This window comes from Pseudomonas sp. SDO52101_S400 (assembly GCF_054071635.1).
The window spans coordinates 27,751-46,192 of sequence record NZ_JBSVWF010000052.1 but is presented as its reverse complement, the minus strand read 5'-3'; the positions used below and the strand labels follow the sequence as shown (position 1 = coordinate 46,192).

Annotated in this window: 20 protein-coding genes; all 20 read right to left on the bottom strand. The window is 61.5% G+C overall.

All coding sequences use genetic code 11. The annotated features are described in order from the left end of the window. Positions 1-207 precede the first annotated feature (207 nt). Positions 208-1,347, bottom strand: coding sequence for a flagellar biosynthesis protein FlhB (gene flhB / locus ACW9HX_RS22740; protein ID WP_457382334.1), 1,140 nt, complete (start codon positions 1,345-1,347; stop codon positions 208-210). A 3-nt stretch (positions 1,348-1,350) separates the two neighbouring features. Further along, positions 1,351-2,136, bottom strand: a complete 786-nt coding sequence (gene fliR, locus ACW9HX_RS22735) for a flagellar biosynthetic protein FliR (protein ID WP_457382333.1) — start codon at positions 2,134-2,136, stop codon at positions 1,351-1,353. A 3-nt stretch (positions 2,137-2,139) separates the two neighbouring features. Next, positions 2,140-2,409, bottom strand: coding sequence for a flagellar biosynthesis protein FliQ (gene fliQ, locus ACW9HX_RS22730; RefSeq protein ID WP_096822170.1), 270 nt, complete (start codon positions 2,407-2,409; stop codon positions 2,140-2,142). Then, the gene (gene fliP, locus ACW9HX_RS22725) at positions 2,406-3,164 is read right to left on the bottom strand and encodes a flagellar type III secretion system pore protein FliP (protein ID WP_096822171.1); all 759 of its coding nucleotides are present in this window, start codon (positions 3,162-3,164) and stop codon (positions 2,406-2,408) included. Before fliP ends, fliQ begins: the two co-directional genes overlap by 4 nt. Further along, positions 3,164-3,583, bottom strand: a complete 420-nt coding sequence (fliO, locus tag ACW9HX_RS22720) for a flagellar biosynthetic protein FliO (protein ID WP_457382335.1) — start codon at positions 3,581-3,583, stop codon at positions 3,164-3,166. The genes fliP and fliO overlap by 1 nt, the downstream gene beginning before the upstream one ends. Before the next feature lie 57 nt (positions 3,584-3,640). Further along, entirely contained in the window at positions 3,641-4,099 is a 459-nt protein-coding gene (fliN, locus tag ACW9HX_RS22715) for a flagellar motor switch protein FliN (protein ID WP_096822173.1), read from the bottom strand. A gap of 56 nt (positions 4,100-4,155) precedes the next feature. Further along, positions 4,156-5,124, bottom strand: coding sequence for a flagellar motor switch protein FliM (gene fliM, locus ACW9HX_RS22710; RefSeq protein WP_003222890.1), 969 nt, complete (start codon positions 5,122-5,124; stop codon positions 4,156-4,158). A 9-nt stretch (positions 5,125-5,133) separates the two neighbouring features. Continuing rightward, positions 5,134-5,637 carry a flagellar basal body-associated protein FliL gene (gene fliL, locus ACW9HX_RS22705; protein WP_457382332.1) on the bottom strand — a complete coding sequence of 168 codons (504 nt, stop codon included), beginning with the start codon at positions 5,635-5,637 and terminating at the stop codon, positions 5,134-5,136. A 313-nt stretch (positions 5,638-5,950) separates the two neighbouring features. Continuing rightward, positions 5,951-7,324, bottom strand: a complete 1,374-nt coding sequence (locus ACW9HX_RS22700; protein ID WP_457382331.1) for a flagellar hook-length control protein FliK — start codon at positions 7,322-7,324, stop codon at positions 5,951-5,953. Between the two features lie 105 nt (positions 7,325-7,429). Continuing rightward, on the bottom strand, positions 7,430-7,777 hold the full coding sequence (locus tag ACW9HX_RS22695; RefSeq protein ID WP_457382330.1) for an Hpt domain-containing protein: 348 nt from the start codon (positions 7,775-7,777) through the stop codon (positions 7,430-7,432). A gap of 30 nt (positions 7,778-7,807) precedes the next feature. Further along, entirely contained in the window at positions 7,808-9,511 is a 1,704-nt protein-coding gene (locus ACW9HX_RS22690; protein ID WP_457382329.1) for an ATP-binding SpoIIE family protein phosphatase, read from the bottom strand. A 5-nt stretch (positions 9,512-9,516) separates the two neighbouring features. Continuing rightward, positions 9,517-9,822, bottom strand: coding sequence for an STAS domain-containing protein (locus tag ACW9HX_RS22685; RefSeq protein WP_457382328.1), 306 nt, complete (start codon positions 9,820-9,822; stop codon positions 9,517-9,519). A gap of 101 nt (positions 9,823-9,923) precedes the next feature. Further along, on the bottom strand, positions 9,924-10,373 hold the full coding sequence (gene fliJ, locus ACW9HX_RS22680) for a flagellar export protein FliJ (protein ID WP_457382327.1): 450 nt from the start codon (positions 10,371-10,373) through the stop codon (positions 9,924-9,926). A gap of 6 nt (positions 10,374-10,379) precedes the next feature. Then, the gene (gene fliI, locus ACW9HX_RS22675) at positions 10,380-11,738 is read right to left on the bottom strand and encodes a flagellar protein export ATPase FliI (protein ID WP_457382326.1); all 1,359 of its coding nucleotides are present in this window, start codon (positions 11,736-11,738) and stop codon (positions 10,380-10,382) included. Further along, a complete protein-coding gene (gene fliH / locus ACW9HX_RS22670) occupies positions 11,728-12,534 on the bottom strand; it encodes a flagellar assembly protein FliH (RefSeq protein ID WP_457382325.1) in 807 nt (268 codons plus the stop codon). The genes fliI and fliH overlap by 11 nt, the downstream gene beginning before the upstream one ends. 4 nt (positions 12,535-12,538) lie before the next feature. Beyond that, on the bottom strand, positions 12,539-13,558 hold the full coding sequence (gene fliG, locus ACW9HX_RS22665; RefSeq protein WP_007958288.1) for a flagellar motor switch protein FliG: 1,020 nt from the start codon (positions 13,556-13,558) through the stop codon (positions 12,539-12,541). Beyond that, entirely contained in the window at positions 13,551-15,338 is a 1,788-nt protein-coding gene (gene fliF, locus ACW9HX_RS22660; protein WP_085710461.1) for a flagellar basal-body MS-ring/collar protein FliF, read from the bottom strand. Before fliF ends, fliG begins: the two co-directional genes overlap by 8 nt. 15 nt (positions 15,339-15,353) lie before the next feature. Further along, a complete protein-coding gene (fliE, locus tag ACW9HX_RS22655) occupies positions 15,354-15,683 on the bottom strand; it encodes a flagellar hook-basal body complex protein FliE (RefSeq protein WP_096822182.1) in 330 nt (109 codons plus the stop codon). A 128-nt stretch (positions 15,684-15,811) separates the two neighbouring features. Then, positions 15,812-17,203 (bottom strand): sigma-54-dependent transcriptional regulator, encoded by a 1,392-nt coding sequence (locus ACW9HX_RS22650; protein ID WP_457382324.1) that lies wholly within the window; start codon positions 17,201-17,203, stop codon positions 15,812-15,814. 5 nt (positions 17,204-17,208) lie between these two features. After that, entirely contained in the window at positions 17,209-18,420 is a 1,212-nt protein-coding gene (locus ACW9HX_RS22645; protein ID WP_457382323.1) for a sensor histidine kinase, read from the bottom strand. Between the last annotated feature and the right edge of the window lie 22 nt (positions 18,421-18,442).

Here is an 18,442-nt window from a genome sequence, read left to right as displayed (position 1 = left end):
TTGAGAAATGCGTCGTAGCGACTGACGCCTTCGCGGGCAAGCCCGCTCCCACAGGTTTTTCGTTGATGCCATCGACTGTGCACGCGCCACCGACTACTGTGGGAGCGGGCTTGCCCGCGAAGGCGGCCTCAACACCAACGCATGTCATCAGGCATAAAAAAACCGCCTCCGAGCTCACCCGGAGGCGGTTTTTTCATCACCACAACGTCAGGAATCGCGCCGCAGATCCGGCGGAATCGGCAGATCGTCCTTGAGCGGTTCCGGGAACTTGCCCTTGCCTGCGCGGTGCTGGCGAATCTGGTAGACGTACGCCAGCACTTGGGCGACCGCCAGGTACAGACCGCCAGGAATCTCTTCTTCCAGCTCGGTGGAGTAGTAGATCGAACGCGCCAGGGCCGGCGACTCAAGCAGCATGACGTTGTTGGCCACGGCGATTTCGCGGATCTTCAGCGCCAGGAAGTCGCTGCCCTTGGCCAGCAGCATCGGCGCCCCGCCCTTCTCCGAGTCGTACTTGAGTGCCACGGCGTAGTGCGTCGGGTTGGTGATGACCACGTCGGCGTCCGGGATCGCCGCCATCATCCGGCGCTGCGACATCTCGCGCTGGACCTGACGAATCCGCTGTTTGACCTCCGGCCGACCTTCCTGATCCTTGTGCTCGTCGCGCACTTCCTGCTTGGTCATCTTGAGCTTTTTAATGCTCTCCCAGAGCTGCACCGGGACGTCGACGGCCGCGATGATGATCAAACCGCACGCCATCCACAACGTGCTCCAGCCCACCAGTTGCAGACTGTGAATGATTGCCCGATCCAGAGGCTCATGGGCAATGCGCAACAAGTCGTCGACATCCCCGGACAGCACCACCAGCGCCACGGCCAGAATGATCAGGAATTTGGCCAGCGCCTTGAGCAGCTCGATCACCGACTTCGCGGAGAACATGCGCTTGAGGCCGGAAGCGGGATTCATCCGGCTGAACTTGGGCGCCAGGGAGCCGGCGGCGAACAGCCAGCCACCGAGGGCGATCGGCCCGAGAAACGCAGCCAGCAGCAAAGTGATCATGATCGGCTGGATCGCTACCAGCGCAATCAGCCCGGAGTTCATCAGGAACTTGCCCATGGCGCCCTGATCCATGATCACTTCCCGCGACAGCGTGAAGTTCATGCGCATCAGTTCCATCAGGTCCTGCGCCAGCATGCCGCCGAACACCAGCAGCGCGCCGGAACCGGCAAGCATGATTGCCAGGGTGTTGAGCTCCTTGGAGCGCGCAATCTCGCCCTTTTCCCGGGAGTCCTTCTTGCGTTTCTCCGTGGGGTCTTCTGTCTTGTCCTGACCGCTCTCGCTCTCAGCCATGACTCAGCGCGCCTTTGCCAGTTCGCGTAACAGCTGCAAGGCCTCGACGGCCAGCGGCTGATACTGATTGAGAATGTCCGCCAGCCCGACCCAGACAATGAACAGGCCGAGTACGAGGGTCAGCGGGAAGCCGATCGAGAAGATGTTCAGCTGTGGCGCCGCGCGGGTCATGATGCCGAACGCAATGTTGACCACCAGCAGCGCCGTGACGGCCGGCAGCACCAGCATCAATGCCGCGCCCAGCACCCAGCCGAGCTTGCCGGCCAGCTCCCAGTAATGCGCGGTCATCAGACCGGCGCCGACCGGCAGCGTGGTGAAGCTTTCCGTGAGGACTTCGAACACCACCAGGTGGCCGTTCATGCCGAGGAACAGCAGCGTCACCAGCATGGTGAAGAACTGCCCGATCACCGCCACCGACACGCCGTTGGTGGGGTCAATCATCGAGGCGAAGCCCATGCCCATCTGGATCGCAACGATCTGCCCCGCGATCACAAAGGCCTGGAAGAACAACTGCAAGGAGAAGCCCAACACGGCGCCGACCAGGATCTGCTCGGCAATCAACAACAAGCCACTGAGATCGAGCGGGCTGACGGCCGGCATTGGCGGCAGGCTGGGCGCGATCACCACAGTGATCGCAAGGGCAAGATAGAGACGGACACGCTTGGGAACCAGCGTAGTGCCGAACACCGGCATCACCATCAGCATGGAGCCGATGCGAAACAGCGGCAGCATGAACGTCGCCACCCAGGTACTGATCTGGGTGTCGGTCAACTGAAGCAGCGACTGCATGGCCTAGCCGATGACCAGCGGAATGTTTTTGTACAGCTGGATGATGTATTCCATGAAGGTCTGGATGATCCACGGACCGCCGACAATCAGGGTCACCAGCATCACCAGCAGACGCGGCAGAAAGCTCAGGGTCTGTTCGTTGATCTGCGTGGCGGCCTGGAACATCGACACCAGCAGGCCCACCAGCAGACTCGGGATCACCAGAATCGCGACCATCATCGTGGTCAGCCACAAGGCTTCGCGAAAAATGTCGACCGCTACTTCTGGCGTCATGGCGATACACCTCCGAAACTGCTGGCCAGGGTGCCGATGATCAGCGCCCATCCATCCACCAGCACGAACAGCATGATCTTGAACGGCAGGGAAATGATCAGCGGCGACAGCATCATCATACCCATCGCCATCAGCACACTGGCCACGACCAGGTCGATGATCAGGAACGGAATGAAGATCATGAAGCCGATCTGGAACGCGGTCTTCAGTTCAGACGTGACGAAGGCCGGCACCAGAATGGTCAGCGGCGCCTGATCCGGCGTCGCGATATCGGTGCGCTTGGACAGACGCATGAACAGCTCCAGATCGCTGGAGCGCGTCTGCGCGAGCATGAAGTCCTTGATCGGCACCTGAGCCTTTTCCACCGCTTGCTGCGCGGTGAGTTTCTCCGCCAGATAGGGTTGCAGGGCATCGTTGTTCACCCGGTCGAACACCGGGGCCATGATGAACATGGTCAGGAACAGCGCCATGCCGGTGAGGATCTGGTTCGACGGCGTCTGTTGCAGACCGAGGGCCTGACGCAGGATCGAGAAGACGATGATGATCCGGGTGAAGCTGGTCATCAGAATGACGGCGGCCGGGATGAAGCTCAGCGCCGTCATGATCAGCAGGATCTGCAGGCTGACTGAATACTCCTGCGCACCGTTGGCATTGGTGCCCAAGGTGATCGCCGGGATCGACAACGGATCGGCGGCGAACGCCAGTGGCGCGGCCAACATCAAGGCCAGGGTCAAGACGATGCGCAACGCACCCATTACTTCGTATCCTTTTGATCCTTGCCGAGGATCTTCAACAGATGCTGGGCAAATTCCGGAGTCGCTTTTTCGGAGGTCGCCGGGACGTCCACCGGTTCCTTGAGTACGTGCAGCGCGGTGATCGTGCCGGGGCTGAGACCCAGCAGGATCTGCTCCTTGCCGACCTGCACCAGCATCAAGCGGTCACGCGGACCGAGCGCCCGGGAACCGATCAGCTCGATCACCTGGCCCTTGCCCGCCGGGCCTGCCTGCTGCACCCGGCGCAACAGCCAGGCGAGGAAGAAGATCAACCCCAGCACCAGCAGCAGACCGAACACCAGTTGCGTCAATTGCCCGGCGACACCGCTGCTGACCGCCGGAGCAATCGCCGGTGCCGCAGGAGCAGTCGCAGCAGTCGCAGCCGCAGGCTCGGCGGCCATGACCGTCAATGGCAGCGCCAGCACCACGGCCAGCAAGGAACCCAGAACCTTTTTCACTCAGCGCAGCTTCTTGATGCGTTCGCTTGGGCTGATCACGTCGGTCAGGCGGATGCCGAACTTTTCGTTGACCACAACCACTTCGCCGTGGGCGATCAGGGTGCCGTTGACCAGCACATCCAGCGGCTCACCGGCCAGACGATCGAGCTCAATCACCGAACCCTGGTTGAGTTGCAGCAGGTTGCGGATGTTGATGTCGGTGCTGCCCACTTCCATCGAGATCGATACCGGGATGTCGAGGATCACGTCCAGGTTCGGACCGTCCAGGGTGACCGGATCGTTGTTCTTCGGCACGCTGCCGAACTCTTCCATCGGCAGACGGTTGGAGCTCGAAACGCCAGCGTCGGCGGCCAGCAGCGCGTCGATGTCGGCCTGCCCGGCTTCACCGGTTTCTTCCAGGGCGGCAGCCCACTCGTCGGCCAGTGCCTGATCGTCCTGGGCGTTCATATCGTCGTTCATCATTTGTCCTCGGCGGGCAACAATTCAGTTAAATGCGAAAGGGGTGTTGCGCCGCTTCAGCGGCGCTCGATCGGCTCGATCACCTGCAACGCGAGGTTGCCTTTGTGCGAGCCCATCTTGACCTTGAAGGCCGGCACGCCGTTGGCGCGCATGATCATGTCTTCCGGCATCTCGACCGGGATCACGTCACCCGGCTGCATGTGCAGGATGTCGCGCAGTTTCAACTGGCGGCGAGCCACGGTGGCGCCGATCGGCACGTCGACATCGAGCACGTCCTGACGCAGGGCGTTGACCCAGCGCTCGTCCTGGTCGTCGAGGTCCGACTGGAAACCGGCGTCGAGCATTTCGCGCACCGGCTCGATCATCGAGTACGGCATGGTCACGTGCAGGTCGCCGCCACCGCCGTCGAGTTCGATGTGGAACGTGGAGACCACGATCGCTTCGCTCGGGCCGACGATGTTGGCCATGGCCGGGTTCACTTCCGAGTTGATGTACTCGAAGTTGACTTCCATGATCGCCTGCCAGGCTTCCTTCAGATCGACGAATGCCTGTTCCAGCACCATGCGCACCACACGCAACTCGGTCGGGGTGAATTCACGCCCTTCGATCTTGGCGTGACGGCCGTCGCCGCCGAAGAAGTTGTCCACCAGCTTGAACACCAGTTTGGCGTCGAGGATGAACAGCGCGGTGCCGCGCAGGGGTTTGATCTTGACCAGGTTGAGGCTGGTCGGCACGTACAGCGAGTGCACGTATTCGCCGAACTTCATCACCTGCACGCCACCGACGGCAACGTCCGCCGAGCGGCGCAGCATGTTGAACATGCTGATGCGGGTGTAACGGGCAAAACGCTCGTTGATCATCTCAAGAGTCGGCATGCGTCCACGGACGATGCGATCCTGGCTGGTCAGGTCGTAGCTTTTGACACTGCCGGGTTCGGCAGCGTTATCGGTCTGTACCAGACCATCGTCGACGCCATGCAACAGCGCGTCGATTTCATCCTGGGACAGCAGATCCTGCACGGCCATGTCGTGTTCCTACTGCAGTACGAAATTAGTGAAAAGCAACTGTTCGATCACCACTTTGCCCAGCTCTTTCTGCGCCACTTCCTGGACGCTGGCCGTGGCCTTCTGGCGCAACATCTCCTGACCGACCGGCGTCGCCAGTGTGGCGAAGTCCTGACCGGAGAAGAGCATCACCAGGTTGTTGCGGATCACCGGCATGTGCACTTTGAGCGCTTCAAGATCAGCCTGGTTGCGCGCCAGCATGGTGATGCTCACCTGCATGTAACGCTGACGGCCGTTCTGGTTGTAGTTGGCCACAAAGGCCGGCGCCATCGGCTCGAAAATCGCCGGTTGCTTGCCGACCGGAGCGGTTTCCACTGCAGCCGCAGGCTTGCTCTGGGCGCTGTGCATGAAGAACCACGTCGCCCCCACAGACGCGCCGATGGCCAGCAGCAACCCGAGCACGATCACAATGATCATCTTGAGTTTGCCTTTGGTTGCGGGGTCTTTTACTGCTGCTGCTTCGCTCTTCGCCATGCCAATAATCCGTCACTAATCGGGTTTTCACAGTCGCACGGCAAGGCAAGAGCAAGTGTTATGCCAGAAGTGTCGGTAGTAGTGGAGACAACGCTGAAGTCAAAAGCAACCCTCACCCCAGCCCTCCCGAAACGTCGGACCGCCCGGAGGGAGAGGGAGCCGATCGAGTTGTTTTGTCGTGATACGTCGACCTGAGGCACCGAGTCGACTTGGGTTCAGTCCAAAACAATCAGGCCGGCGAGCATCCCGAGCATCCCACAATCAGTCCCCTCTCCCCCAGGGAGAGGGCTAGGGTGAGGGGCTTTTGATTTGATCAGGCGTAGTAGTCGACGGCGCTGCTGCCGATCACGCTAGTGGTTTGAGCGGCGGCTTCAGCCACGGCCGCAGGCGTCAACTCTTCTTCCGAAGAGTCCAGGCGACCACCGGCGGCGCTGGTGCGACCACCCTGCTGCCCCTGTTGCGCCTGCTCCTGGCCTTGCCCCTGCCAGCCACGGCTCTGGTCGGAAACGTTGACATCGACCTGCCCCATGCCCTGCTGGGTGAACATGTCACGCAGGCGATGCATCTGGCCGTCGAGCGCCTCGCGAACGCTCGGGTGAGCACTCATGAAGGTCACCTGGGTCTGCTGGTCCGGCACCATGTTCACCCGAATGTCCAGGCGACCCAGTTCAGCCGGCTGCAACTGGATATCGGCGGCCTTCAGGTTGTTGCTCGACAGGTACATGACGCGGTTGACCACTTCCTCGGTCCATCCGCTCTGATGCATGGCGATCGGCTGGTTCACCGGCAGCGCGTTGGCGGTTTTCGGCGTAGCCGCCTGAGTCAGCGCCGCCAGACGGTTGGCGAAATCATCCACGCGGGTATCGCTGGTGGCGGACTTCAGGTCTTTCAAACCATCGTCGATCAGACCAGAGAAAGCTTTTTCACCGCCCTGGCTGGTGCTGTCCTTGTCAGCCTGCACATCCAGCATGCTGGCCATGCCGGCGGCGAAGGTCTGAGCCGAGGTCAGCTCGCCGTCAGCCTGGGTCTGGGCCGGAGTCGCCTTGGGCTGCGACTGGCTGGACGCGGAAATGTGACCGCTCTGCTCCATCGCCATGCGCACGGCCGGCATCGAATCGAGGGGATCTGCCTCGGGATCGAAATCACTGTCGACAGCAGGCGTCGCCGTTGCAGCCGCCGGCAATGCAGCCACCGCTGGCGCCGGGGTCTCAGGCTTCACGGGCGCTTCGACGACTGGCGCCGCAACGACCGGCGGCGTGACGACCGGTTGCACGACTTGCATCAGCGCCGGGTCGAGCGCCGGATCCACAACAGGCGTGGTGTCGGCAACCGGTGTGGTCGGCGTGTCGGACGTATCGTCGCTGGCCACCGAGTCATCCGTTGCAGTTGACGCTGTTTTGTCGGCGGGCAAGGCTTTGCCGCTATCGGCAACGGCCGGCTCGGGGGCGGCAGACTGATCCTTGCCGGTGTCCTTCTTGCTGACGTTGCCGGTGTCCTTGTCGCGTGCAGGTTTCACCGAATTATCGGTCGCAACGGAAGGCTTGTTCTGTCCCTGATCGGCAAACACCTGAGCGAAGCTAGAAGCCTTGTCCCCGGGCTCTGCGGCCAATGCTGACGATTTGGCAGAGGCGGCTTGCGCCTTGGCCTGGGCGGCAGTCTGAAGAAGAATGTTAGGGGTTGCAGGCATGGCACGGTCTCCGCTGCACTGGGATCGTAGGTACAGTTGAACGAGATGACTGCAAGTGCCGGGCCAGTTTCGTCCGGCGCCGGATAAAAACGCCGGACGGTTGAATCAATGGGCGGGAGAGCGCTGTCGCTCGGCTTCATACACGGGGCGCACATCCGCAAACTCGTTATGGATGTCGGCCACCAGCTTGATGATTTCGGACGGGCTCTTGTCCCTGGCGTGCTGTTCCAGCTCCTGACAAAGCTCGGCCAGACGGGTCGCCCCCATATTGCTGCTACTGCCTTTGAAGCTATGAGCCACCGACGACAAGGCGTCGGCATCGGCGGTTTTTTGCAACTCATGCAGGCGCGCTTCGGAATCTGCCAGGAATGTATCCAGCAGCTCCGGATAGCCATCCTCCATGACTTCTTGCAACGCACTCAGTACGTCGCGATCTACACAGGCATCAGTCACTTGTTCACTCCTTGATCAAGAATGCGCGGATTATGCCAGAGCCTCCCAGAAAAACTCCACGCGAGCGCTGCGACCATCGTCTGACCAGCTCGGATTCCTGCTCAGTTGCCGGATCAGACTGACGCCACGCCCCGACAGACGGACATCGTCGAGCGGCCGCTCCATCACCCGGGCCACGTCAAAGCCTTTGCCACTGTCTTCCACCCGCACGATCAGACAACCGCCCTCACCTTCCGGCCGGATCTGCAAATGCACGCGCACATAACCATCCTGCAAGGCGTCCAGTCGCTCATTGCGCTGTTCATAATAGCGGGCAAAGCCTGAGGCATCGCGTTTGAGACTGGAGTCCAGGCCAAGCACCCCGTGCTCCAGCGCATTGGAGTAAAGCTCGGCGAGTACGCTGTACAACGCCCCGCTCTGGGTCCGCAAGCCATGCACTTCGAGCAACAATTGCAGCAGGTAGGGTAACGGATTGAAGCGCCTTAGAGTGGCGCCGCGGAATTCGAAGCTCACCGACCAGTCCAGCGGGCACGACTGACCGCTGTCGGAATACACCGGCGCCGACGGATTGACCTGCGCCATCTCCAGCAGGCTGACCTCGACCATGCTCACATCGTCCCGGGCTTCGCCGCGAAAATCCTGCAAGGCCTGCTCGATCTCGGCAAACAGCCGATCGGGCTGGCGATTGTCGGAAAACACCCGCTGCAAGCGCTCGACGCCGAACAACTGATCATTGGCATCGCAGGTGTCGATCACGCCGTCGGACAGCAGGAACACACGGTCGCCTACCGCCATCGACAGCACTTCGGTTTGATCGTCGAACGCCTGCGGACTGAGCACGCCCAGCGGCAGATGCCGTGCAGCAAGCGGTACCCGCTCGCCCGTGGCGATACGATGCAGATAACCGTCGGGCATGCCGCCGTTCCAGATCTCCACGCTGCGGCGCTGAAAACTCAGGCAGAGCAGCGTGGCGCAGCAGAACATGTCCACCGGCAGGATACGCTTGAGCTTGGCATTCATTTCCCGCAGGGTTTCAGCCAGGCCATAGCCCTTGGCGGTCATGCCGTAGAACACTTCCGCCAGGGGCATGGCGCCGACCGCCGCTGGCAGACCGTGCCCGGTGAAATCACCGAGCAACACATGCATGTCACCGGCCGGCGTGTAGGCCGCCAACAGCAGATCGCCGTTGAACAGTGCATAGGGTGATTGCAGGTAGCGGATGTTCGGTGCACTCAGGCAACCGGAATGCGCGACCTTGTCGAATACGGCCTTGGCGACCCGTTGCTCGTTGAGCAGGTAGTCGTGGTGCCGGGCAATCAGGTCGCGCTGTTCAAGCACCGTGGCTTGAAGGCGGCGCAAGCGATCCATCGCCTTGATTTTGGCGGACAGGATCACCTGGTTGTAAGGCTTCGCCAGAAAATCGTCACCGCCGGCCTCCAGGCATCGCACCAGGGCTTCGCTTTCAGTCAGTGACGTGAGAAAGATGATCGGCACCAGGTTTTCACCGGCCAACACCTTGATCTGTCGCGCGGCTTCGAAACCGTCCATCACCGGCATCATGGCGTCCATCAAGACCAGATGCGGTTGTTGACTGGAAAACACCTCCACCGCTTCGGCACCGTTGGCCGCCGTCAGCACGGCATGCCCCTGGCGCCGGACGATCGTCGACAACAGCAGCCGGTCAGCGGCGCTGTCCTCGGCGATCAGAATCGTCAGCGGCTCTTGCGGCTGCATGGCCGTCAACTGATGTCGAACAGTTTGTCGAAGTTGGAGATGGCGAGGATCTTGCGCACATCCGAATTGCTGTTGATCACTCGCACATCCGAGTGGTCGCCACCCGCGTGATCGCGCAGCAGCAGCAACATGCCCAGGGCCGAACTATCGAGATAGGTGGCATCCTTTAGATCCACCACGATGGCGTCGGGTCTTGTATTGAGTCGCTCATAGGACTCGCGAAACTCCTGATGGCGACCGAAATCGAACCGGCCCTTGATCGAAATCGTCAGCTTGTGCCCATCCGGAGATACTTCTGTAACGACTGACATGTACTGGCTTCCTTGTCATTGACGAACCTGTACAAGGTTTAGCACCTGCAAGGGGAAGGGGCAAGGCAGGAAGTCACTGCAAACTGTCAGAGATCAACCCGTCAGTAGGCATCACGACGCGGCAAGCGCTGGGATAACTCGTCCAGCAGCTTCTGTTCGCGCTTGTCTTCGGCTCTCTGGGCTTCGTCGCGATAGCGTTGTACAAGTTTGCGCAAACCTTCGACCCGGGCAAACGCCTGCTGCCAGGCGTCGCGGGCCTTGTTCAGATTGTTCTGGTGCCATTGCAGGCTTTGACGTTGCTGATCGACCGCAGTATCGAGCTGCGCCAGAAAGCCCTGGAAGCCCAGCAGCCATTGCCCGGACACGCCCGTGCTGCCACGTACGATCCATTGCTCGGAGTAATCCAGACGAAAGGCATGCAGGTCGGCGAGTTTGCTTTCGGCCACCTTCACCTGACCCTGGAAGTAACCCAAGCGTTGCACGGCGGTTTTCTCGGCCTTTTCGGCCATTTCCACCACCGGCGCCAGACGCGCGGCTCGGCTCAGGGCCATGGCCGGTTACCCGCCGGCCGCAGGGGCGAAAATCGTTTCGAGGTACGCCTCGCTTTCACCCAGGCTGATGCTGTCGTTCAGGCCCTGACGCAGATACCTGACCAGTTGCGGCTGCAGATTGATGGCAAGATCCGTCTCGCGGTCACCGCCGGCAACATAGGCGCCGACGCTGATCAGATCGCGACTCTGTTGATAGCGCGACCACAACTGTTTGAAGTACTGCGCACGGGTCATGTGTTCCGGCGATACGACAGCCGGCATTACCCGACTGATCGAGGCTTCAATATCGATGGCCGGGTAATGACCTTCTTCGGCCAGACGCCGGGACAACACGATGTGCCCGTCGAGCACACCTCGTGCCGAGTCGGCAATCGGGTCCTGCTGGTCATCACCCTCGGACAGCACGGTGTAGAACGCGGTAATCGAACCCCCGCCCTTCTCCGCATTACCGGCGCGCTCCACCAGTTTTGGCAGTTTGGCGAACACTGAAGGCGGATAACCCTTGGTCGCCGGCGGCTCGCCGATCGCCAGGGCGATTTCCCGCTGGGCCTGGGCGAAACGGGTCAGGGAATCCATCAGCAACAGGACGTTCTTGCCCTTGTCGCGGAAATACTCGGCGATTCGCGTGCAGTACATCGCCGCGCGCAGACGCATCAGTGGCGCATCATCCGCTGGCGACGCAACCACCACCGAACGCTTGAGGCCTTCTTCACCGAGGATGTGCTCGATGAATTCCTTAACTTCACGACCCCGCTCACCGATCAGGCCGACGACAATGATGTCGGCCTCGGTGAAGCGGGTCATCATGCCGAGCAACACCGACTTACCGACACCGGTACCGGCGAACAGGCCCAGACGCTGACCGCGACCGACCGTCAACAAACCGTTGATGCAACGGATGCCCACATCCAGCGGTTCGCTGATCGGGTCACGGTTGAGCGGGTTGATGGTCGGGCCGTCCATCGGCACCCAGTCTTCGGCCTTCATGCCGCCCTTGCCGTCCAGCGCACGGCCGGCGCCGTCCAGCACGCGACCGAGCATGCTCATGCCCATCGGCAAGCGACCGGTATCGGCCAGCGGCACCACACGGGCGCCCGGCGCGATGCCGGCAACACTGCCAACAGGCATCAGGAAAACTTTGCTGCCGGAGAAGCCCATGACTTCGGCTTCAACCTGCGACGGGTGATAGCTGTCGTCGTTGATCACCATGCAGCGGGTGCCCATGGCGGCGCGCAGGCCTTCGGCCTCAAGCGTGAGGCCGACCATGCGCAACAGGCGCCCTTCGAGAATCGGCGCGCCGGGGATTTCAGTGGCCTCGGCGTAGGTGCTCAGGCGCTTGGCGAAACTGGTGCGTTCAAGGCGCATCGGGGGCGTCCGCGAGCGGCTCGTCGGTGACATGTGCCGGTTTCGGCGCTTCCGGCAAGTCCAGGCTCATGTCCGGCGCGGCCGGATGCAGAGCTTGTTCGTGCAACTGGTCGAACAGCTTGGCCATGACCTGGCTGACGCGGGTTTCGATGCTCGCATCGATGCGGCTGTGTTCGGTTTCAACCCGGCAACCGCCCGGCAGCAGCGATTCGTCCTCGACGATACGCCAGGTTTCCTCATGACGTTCGCGCAGGGCTTTGACCTGTTCGAAATCCTGCGGATTGACGTACAGCCGCACATTGCCCACGCCCAACGGCAACAGCTTGAGGGCGTCGCGCATGACGTGTTCGATCTGCGTCGAGTCGATGGCCAGCTCGCGCTGAACCACCTGACGGGCGATGTGCTGCACGAGGTCGACCAGGGACTTCTCGATCTGGGTGTCTTGCTCGGCGATGGGCTCGAACAGGTTCGCCATCAACTGCTCGAGGCTGTTGACCTTGGCTGTGAGGACCACTTCGGCTTCCTGGCGCACCTTGAGGGTGGCACTGTGAAAACCTTCTTTTTCGCCGATGGCAAAGCCCTCGTTGTAAGCCTCCTGACGGATGCTTTCGAGTTCTTCCAGGGTCAGTGGCTGGACTTCCTCCAGCGGCACTTCTTCCATTTCCGGCGGTTCGGGCTCCGGTTCCGGCTCGGGTTCCGGTGCCGGCGGATCGAAACTCGGGATTGCCCAGGTTTCGAAACCGCGGACGTCCCGGGCACGGATCAGGTCCGTCACATCGTCGTCGTTCTTGCCCATGGTGTTAGATCATTTCCTCGCCGCCCTTGCCACCGAGCACGATTTCTCCGGCTTCGGCCATACGGCGGGCGATGGTGAGGATTTCCTTCTGCGCGGTTTCCACGTCGCTGACGCGCACCGGGCCTTTGGCCTCGAGGTCGTCGCGCAGCAGTTCGGCAGCACGTTTGGACATGTTCTTGAAGATCTTTTCCTTGACGCCTTCGTCCGAACCCTTGAGGGCCAGCACCAGTACATCGGAGGACACTTCGCGCAGCAGCGCCTGGATACCGCGGTCGTCGACATCGGCCAGGTTGTTGAACACGAACATGAGGTCTTCGATCTGACCGGACAGGTCTTCGTCGACTTCGCGGATCGAGTCCATGAGCTGGCCTTCGATCGAGCTGTCGAGGAAGTTCATGATGTCCGCCGCACGCTTGATGCCACCCAGGGTGGTGCGCGAGGCATTCGAGTTGCCGGAGAACTGCTTCTCGAGGATCTGGTTCAGTTCTTTCAGCGCGGCCGGCTGCACGGTGTTCAACGACGAGACGCGCAGGATGATGTCCAGACGCACCTTGTGGTCGAAGTTACCCAGCACTTCACCGGCCTGGTCCGGATCGAGGTACGCGACCACGATCGCCTGGATCTGCGGGTGTTCGTAGCGGATCACGTCGGCAACGGCACGCGGCTCCATCCATTTCAGGCTGTCGAGGCCACTGGTGTTGCCACCCAGCAGAATGCGGTCGATCAGGCCGTTGGCCTTGTCTTCACCCAGGGCCTGGGTGAGCATTTTGCGCACGTAGTCGTCGGAGCCGACGCCCAGGCTGGTCTGGTCGCCGACGATGTCGACGAACTCGCTCATGACCTGCTCGACCTGCTCACGGTGGACGTTGCCCATCTGGGCCATGGCCACGCCGACCCGCTGAACCTCTTTGGGGCCCATGTGGCGCAGCACTTGTGCAGCATCGGTCGAACCCAGGGACAGCAGCAGAATCGCGGCTTTATCGACCCGGGACAGTTTGGCGACGGCGGCTCGGTTATCACTCATCTGCGTTAATCCACTCTTTCACGACCTGGGCCACACGACCCGGATCTTCTGCCACCAGACTCTTGATTGCGTTCAACTGAGCGTCATAGCCTTCGCTCGGGCTCGGCAGCAGGATGCTGGTCGGGCCGCCGAGGCTGACGCGATCGTTGGACAGTTCACCGTCCAGACCGCCCATGCCACCCAGTTCCACGTCACCGCCCAGACCGGCCAGTTCCTTGCCTTTGCCGCCACCGGTGATGTTGTTGAGCACCGGACGCAGCACGCCGAACACCAGCACCAGGATGAACAACACACCCAGCACTTGTTTGACGATGTCCCAGAACCATGGCTGGGAGTAGAACGGAATGTCGGCAATCACTTCACCGCGTTCGGCGGAGAACGGCATGTTGATCACGCTGACGCTGTCGCCACGGCTGGCGTCGAAACCGACTGCGTCCTGCACCAGGCGAGTGAAGCGCGCCAATTCGTCGGCGCTCCAAGGCGCACGGGTGGTTTCGCCGTTGGCCGGGTTGATCTTGACCTGATCGTCCACCACTACCGACACCGACAGGCGATTCAGGCGACCCTGCTGCTGTTTGGTGTGGCTGATGGAACGGTCGAGTTCGAAGTTCTTGGTGGATTGTTGACGCTTGTCTGCAGGGTACGGCGCGAGCATCGGCTGGCCGGTGGCCGGGTCCATGATCTGCTGACCGTTGGCATCAACCAGTGGCTGGCCAGGTTGCACCATGCCGGTCGAAGCCTGGGCGCCACCGGTGGTTTGCGGCGCCGAAGCCGGCGACGGCGGCTGGTTGCTCAGGGCACCCGGTACGCCTTGCGGGCCATTGCTGGCGGTACGTTGTTCGTTGACCGACTGCTCGCTGCGCAGCGCCGGCTGATCCGGGTTGAACTGCTCGGCGGTGGATTCGACGGCACTGAAATCGATGTCGGCCGACACTTCAGCCTTGTAGCGATCGTTGCCCAGTACCGGTTGCAGGATATTGTGCACACGCTGGGTGAGCATGCTTTCCATGCGACGGCTGTAGTCGAACTGCTTGCCGGCCATGGTCATTTCAGAGTTTTCCGCCTGATCCGACAGCAGGTTGCCCTTCTGGTCGACGACGGTGATCTGCGATTTGCTCAGCTCGGGAACGGAAGTGGCCACCAGATTGATGATGGCAACGACCTGACCCGGCTCCAGCGAACGACCGGAGTACAACTCGACCAGTACCGAAGCACTTGGCTTGCGCTCGTCACGCACGAACACCGAGCTTTTCGGGATCGCCAGGTGAACGCGTGCGCCCTTGACGTTGTTCAGAGCGGAGATGGTGCGGGCCAGTTCACCTTCGAGGCCGCGACGGTAACGGGTCGCTTCCATGAACTGGCTGGTGCCCAGACCCTGTTCCTTGTCGAGAATCTCGAAACCGATGTTGCCGTCGCTGGGAGTGACACCAGCAGCGGCGAGTTTCAGTCGTGCACGGGACAAGTCATCGGCCTTGACCAGCAAGGCGCCGGAGTTCGGCTCGACGGTGTAGGGAATGTCGGCGGAGGCCAGGGTGTCCATGACCTGCTTGGCGTCCATACCGGCAAGGCTGCCGTACAAAGGCCGGTAGTCCGGCTGCTGCGACCACAGCACCACGGCAAAGCCAATCGCCACGCTCGCAGCCAGGCCGACCAACAGGCCCACCTGACGCAGCATGGTCATCTCGGAGAGGTTTTCCAGGAAGGACAGGCCGAACAGCGGCGGTTTGCCGTCTATCGGGGTGGCCTTGGCCGGAACGTTATCGGCGACTGCTTCTGCCATGACTCAATCTCGTCCTTAAACCGGCATCTGCATGATGTCTTGATAAGCCTGAACCAGCTTGTTGCGCACCTGGGTCAGAGCCTGGAACGACACGCTGGCCTTCTGCGAGGAAATCATCACGTCCGTCAGATCGACGCCGCTCTTGCCGATTTCGAACGCGTTGGCCAATTGGCTCGAAGCCTGTTGGGTATCGTTCACTTTGTTGATGGCCTGACCGAGCATGTCGGAAAAGCTGCTGCCCGCCACTTCAGGGACGGCGGCAGTCGATTTCGGCTTCGACATGGCGTCCATTTGCATGGCCTTCATGTCCGTCATCAACCGATTAATTTCAATACCTTGGCTCATGGTCTACTCTCTTGGGCGGCCCGCAATTTTTTGACACTCACTCGGCGGGTACTCAGGTGTTAGCAACAACGGTGCCAGCTCACGGACACCGCTTCGAGAAATGCGATTTCAAACGTTTGCGCCACCCCTCAGGTGGCGAACAGATACCCTTCGACATCCATTCCCGCGTCGCGCATTTGCGCCAGTTTGTAGCGCAACGTACGCGGGCTGATACCGAGTTTTTCGGCGGCCTCCTTGCGTCGTCCGCGCTCGGTGCGCAGGGTGTCGATGATCATCTGGAACTCGCGACGACGCAGGTCATCGCCCAGCGCCCCGGCCGAATCCGCCTCGATGTCGACTTCACGAATGACTGGCGCAGTCGGCACCGCCACCGGCAATGGGGCGAACAGCGCAGGGCCCGAAAGGCAGAAATCCTGCGGCTGGATCAAGCCGCCCTGCTGCAGAATCAACGCCCGCTGGACCGCGTTATCCAGTTCGCGCACGTTGCCCGGCCATGGATAACCGATCAGGCACGCCTGCGCCTCGGGCGAGAACTTCGCCATTGCATGCTTCATTTTATTGACGTGTTTGGCCAAAAGACGCTCGGCCAGCGGCAGGATGTCGGCGGTCCGCTCACGCAACGGACGCCAGGCCAGCGGAAATACCGACAGGCGATAGTAGAGGTCTTCACGGAACCGCCCCGCCGCCACTTCGCCCGCCAGATCACGGTTGGTAGTCGCGACCACACGGATATCGAGGGCGATCGGCTTGCGCGCACCGACCCGCTCCACCTCGCGCTCCTGCAGGACGCGCAGCAGCTTGGCTTGCAAACCCAGGGGCATTTCGGAAATTTCGTCGAGCAGAATGGTGCCGCCGTCGGCCTGCTCGAACTTGCCGGCCTGCGCCGCGATGGCGCCGGTGAACGAACCCTTCTCGTGACCGAACAATGTCGCTTCGAGCATGTTGTCCGGGATCGCCGCGCAGTTGATCGCAATGAACGGCTGACGGGCGCGATGGGATTGCTGGTGAATGTAGCGCGCCAGCACTTCCTTGCCGGTGCCGGACTCGCCGGAAATCAGCACGGTGGAATCACTGCGCGCGACCCGCGCCGCCAGATCCAGCAGTTGTGCACTGGCCGGCTCGACCGCGATCGGCCCTTCCGCGTCGGCTGTACCGAGATTACCCAAGGCGTGACGCGCAACCAGATCCAGCAGCGCCTTGGGCTCGAATGGCTTGACCAGATAATCCGCCGCGCCCTGACGCATGGCATCGACCGCACGCTCGACGGCGCCGTGAGCCGTCATCAGCAACACCGGCAATTGCGGCTGGCGGGCGCGCAGCAGGCAGAGCAATTGATGACCGTCCATACCGGGCATGTTGACGTCGCTGACGACCAGACTGAACGCCTCGCACTCCACGGCCTTCAGCGCCTCCTCAGCCGAACCCACTGCGTGATAATCGTGGCCGGCCAGCAGCAGCGTATCGGCCAGCGCCTCGCGCAATGAGCGGTCATCCTCGACCAGCAGAACCTTGATGCCCATGACTTTCACTCAGCTCCCTGTACAGCGGAAAACATCGGCAGGATCACCTGCGCACACGTGCCGCGCCCGACCCGCGAGCGCAGCTGCAATTGTCCCTGATGCGCACGGGCCACGGCCTTGACCACGGTCAGGCCCAGGCCGGTGCCGGTGACCTTGGTGGTGAAAAACGGCTCGCCCAGCCGCGCCAGCACCGCCGGCTCGATACCGCCACCGTTGTCACTGACACACAGACGCAGGGTGTTTTCGCGGGTGTAGCAATGCACTTTCAGGCGCACGTCATTGCCACTGGCCTGAATGGCGTTTTCAATCAGATTGAGGACTGCACCGACCAGCGTGTCGCGATTGCACAGCAACTCGCCTGCATGACTGTCGCACTGCCAGCGAATTGGCAGATCCTGCACGTGGGTCAGCGCCGCCGCCTGCAACGACTGCATCAGGGCATTGGGCGTGATGCGGTCGGTCAGCGGCAATTCACCGCGAGCAAACACCAGCATGTCGCGCACCTGGTGCTCCAGCTCATGCAGGCGCTCCTTGAGGCGTCCGGCAAAACGCTGCTGAGTGGCGACCGGCAGCGCCTGCTCAGTCAAATGACTGGCGTAGAGCAGCGCAGCGGAAAGCGGCGTGCGAATCTGATGAGCCAGCGAGGCGACCATGCGCCCCAACGAAGACAGCCGCTCGTGGCGTGCGAGCTGATCCTGCAGGTGACGGGTTTCAGTCAGGTCGTTGAGCAGCACCAATTGCCCTGGCTCCGCATCCAGCGAGCGAGTGGCAATCGACAGGCGCCGACCGTTTCTCAGGGAGATTTCATGACCATCGTCTTCACGGGGCGCGAAGCAACGGGCAATGACATGACGCCACAGCTCGCCTTCCAGCGGCAATCCGAGCAGATCGATGGCGGCCGGATTGGCCTCGCACACGATGCCGTGACCGTCGATGACGATGACGCCACCGGGCAACAGATCGAGGAGATTTTGCAGACGGTTGGCCAGACGTTCTTTTTCCGCCAGCTCCTGCATGCGCTGGGCGCTGACCACAGCCAGTTCACCCTTGAGCTCGGTGACCCGGGCTTCAAGCATGCTGTAGGAGTCGGTCAGTTGACTCGACATCTGGTTGAACAGCGCGAACGCCTGCTCAAGCCCCTGCCGACTGGCCTGCTCTACGGACGGCAGTTGCCCCGAGGACTCGGGAACAGAAGACATCTGGGAGGCTTGGGGCATTGTGCTCTCTCGCTTGGCTGAC

Bases quoted from the DNA above. Each gene is read 5' to 3' on its own strand.
- fliJ (WP_457382327.1), bottom strand. From the start codon at position 10,373: ATGGCCCTGAGCCGAGCCGCGCGTCTGGCGCCGGTGGTGGAAATGGCC.
- ACW9HX_RS22650 (WP_457382324.1), bottom strand. From the start codon at position 17,203: ATGGGCATCAAGGTTCTGCTGGTCGAGGATGACCGCTCATTGCGCGAG.
- fliR (WP_457382333.1), bottom strand. From the start codon at position 2,136: ATGCAGTCGCTGCTTCAGTTGACCGACACCCAGATCAGTACCTGGGTG.
- fliP (WP_096822171.1), bottom strand. From the start codon at position 3,164: ATGGGTGCGTTGCGCATCGTCTTGACCCTGGCCTTGATGTTGGCCGCG.
- ACW9HX_RS22700 (WP_457382331.1), bottom strand. From the start codon at position 7,324: ATGCCTGCAACCCCTAACATTCTTCTTCAGACTGCCGCCCAGGCCAAG.
- fliN (WP_096822173.1), bottom strand. From the start codon at position 4,099: ATGAACGACGATATGAACGCCCAGGACGATCAGGCACTGGCCGACGAG.
- fliF (WP_085710461.1), bottom strand. From the start codon at position 15,338: ATGGCAGAAGCAGTCGCCGATAACGTTCCGGCCAAGGCCACCCCGATA.
- ACW9HX_RS22690 (WP_457382329.1), bottom strand. From the start codon at position 9,511: ATGCAGCCGCAAGAGCCGCTGACGATTCTGATCGCCGAGGACAGCGCC.
- ACW9HX_RS22685 (WP_457382328.1), bottom strand. From the start codon at position 9,822: ATGTCAGTCGTTACAGAAGTATCTCCGGATGGGCACAAGCTGACGATT.
- fliG (WP_007958288.1), bottom strand. From the start codon at position 13,558: ATGAGTGATAACCGAGCCGCCGTCGCCAAACTGTCCCGGGTCGATAAA.
- fliE (WP_096822182.1), bottom strand. From the start codon at position 15,683: ATGAGCCAAGGTATTGAAATTAATCGGTTGATGACGGACATGAAGGCC.
- fliQ (WP_096822170.1), bottom strand. From the start codon at position 2,409: ATGACGCCAGAAGTAGCGGTCGACATTTTTCGCGAAGCCTTGTGGCTG.
- fliL (WP_457382332.1), bottom strand. From the start codon at position 5,637: ATGGCGAAGAGCGAAGCAGCAGCAGTAAAAGACCCCGCAACCAAAGGC.
- ACW9HX_RS22645 (WP_457382323.1), bottom strand. From the start codon at position 18,420: ATGCCCCAAGCCTCCCAGATGTCTTCTGTTCCCGAGTCCTCGGGGCAA.
- fliM (WP_003222890.1), bottom strand. From the start codon at position 5,124: ATGGCCGTGCAGGATCTGCTGTCCCAGGATGAAATCGACGCGCTGTTG.
- fliI (WP_457382326.1), bottom strand. From the start codon at position 11,738: ATGCGCCTTGAACGCACCAGTTTCGCCAAGCGCCTGAGCACCTACGCC.
- fliH (WP_457382325.1), bottom strand. From the start codon at position 12,534: ATGGGCAAGAACGACGACGATGTGACGGACCTGATCCGTGCCCGGGAC.
- flhB (WP_457382334.1), bottom strand. From the start codon at position 1,347: ATGGCTGAGAGCGAGAGCGGTCAGGACAAGACAGAAGACCCCACGGAG.
- fliO (WP_457382335.1), bottom strand. From the start codon at position 3,583: ATGGCCGCCGAGCCTGCGGCTGCGACTGCTGCGACTGCTCCTGCGGCA.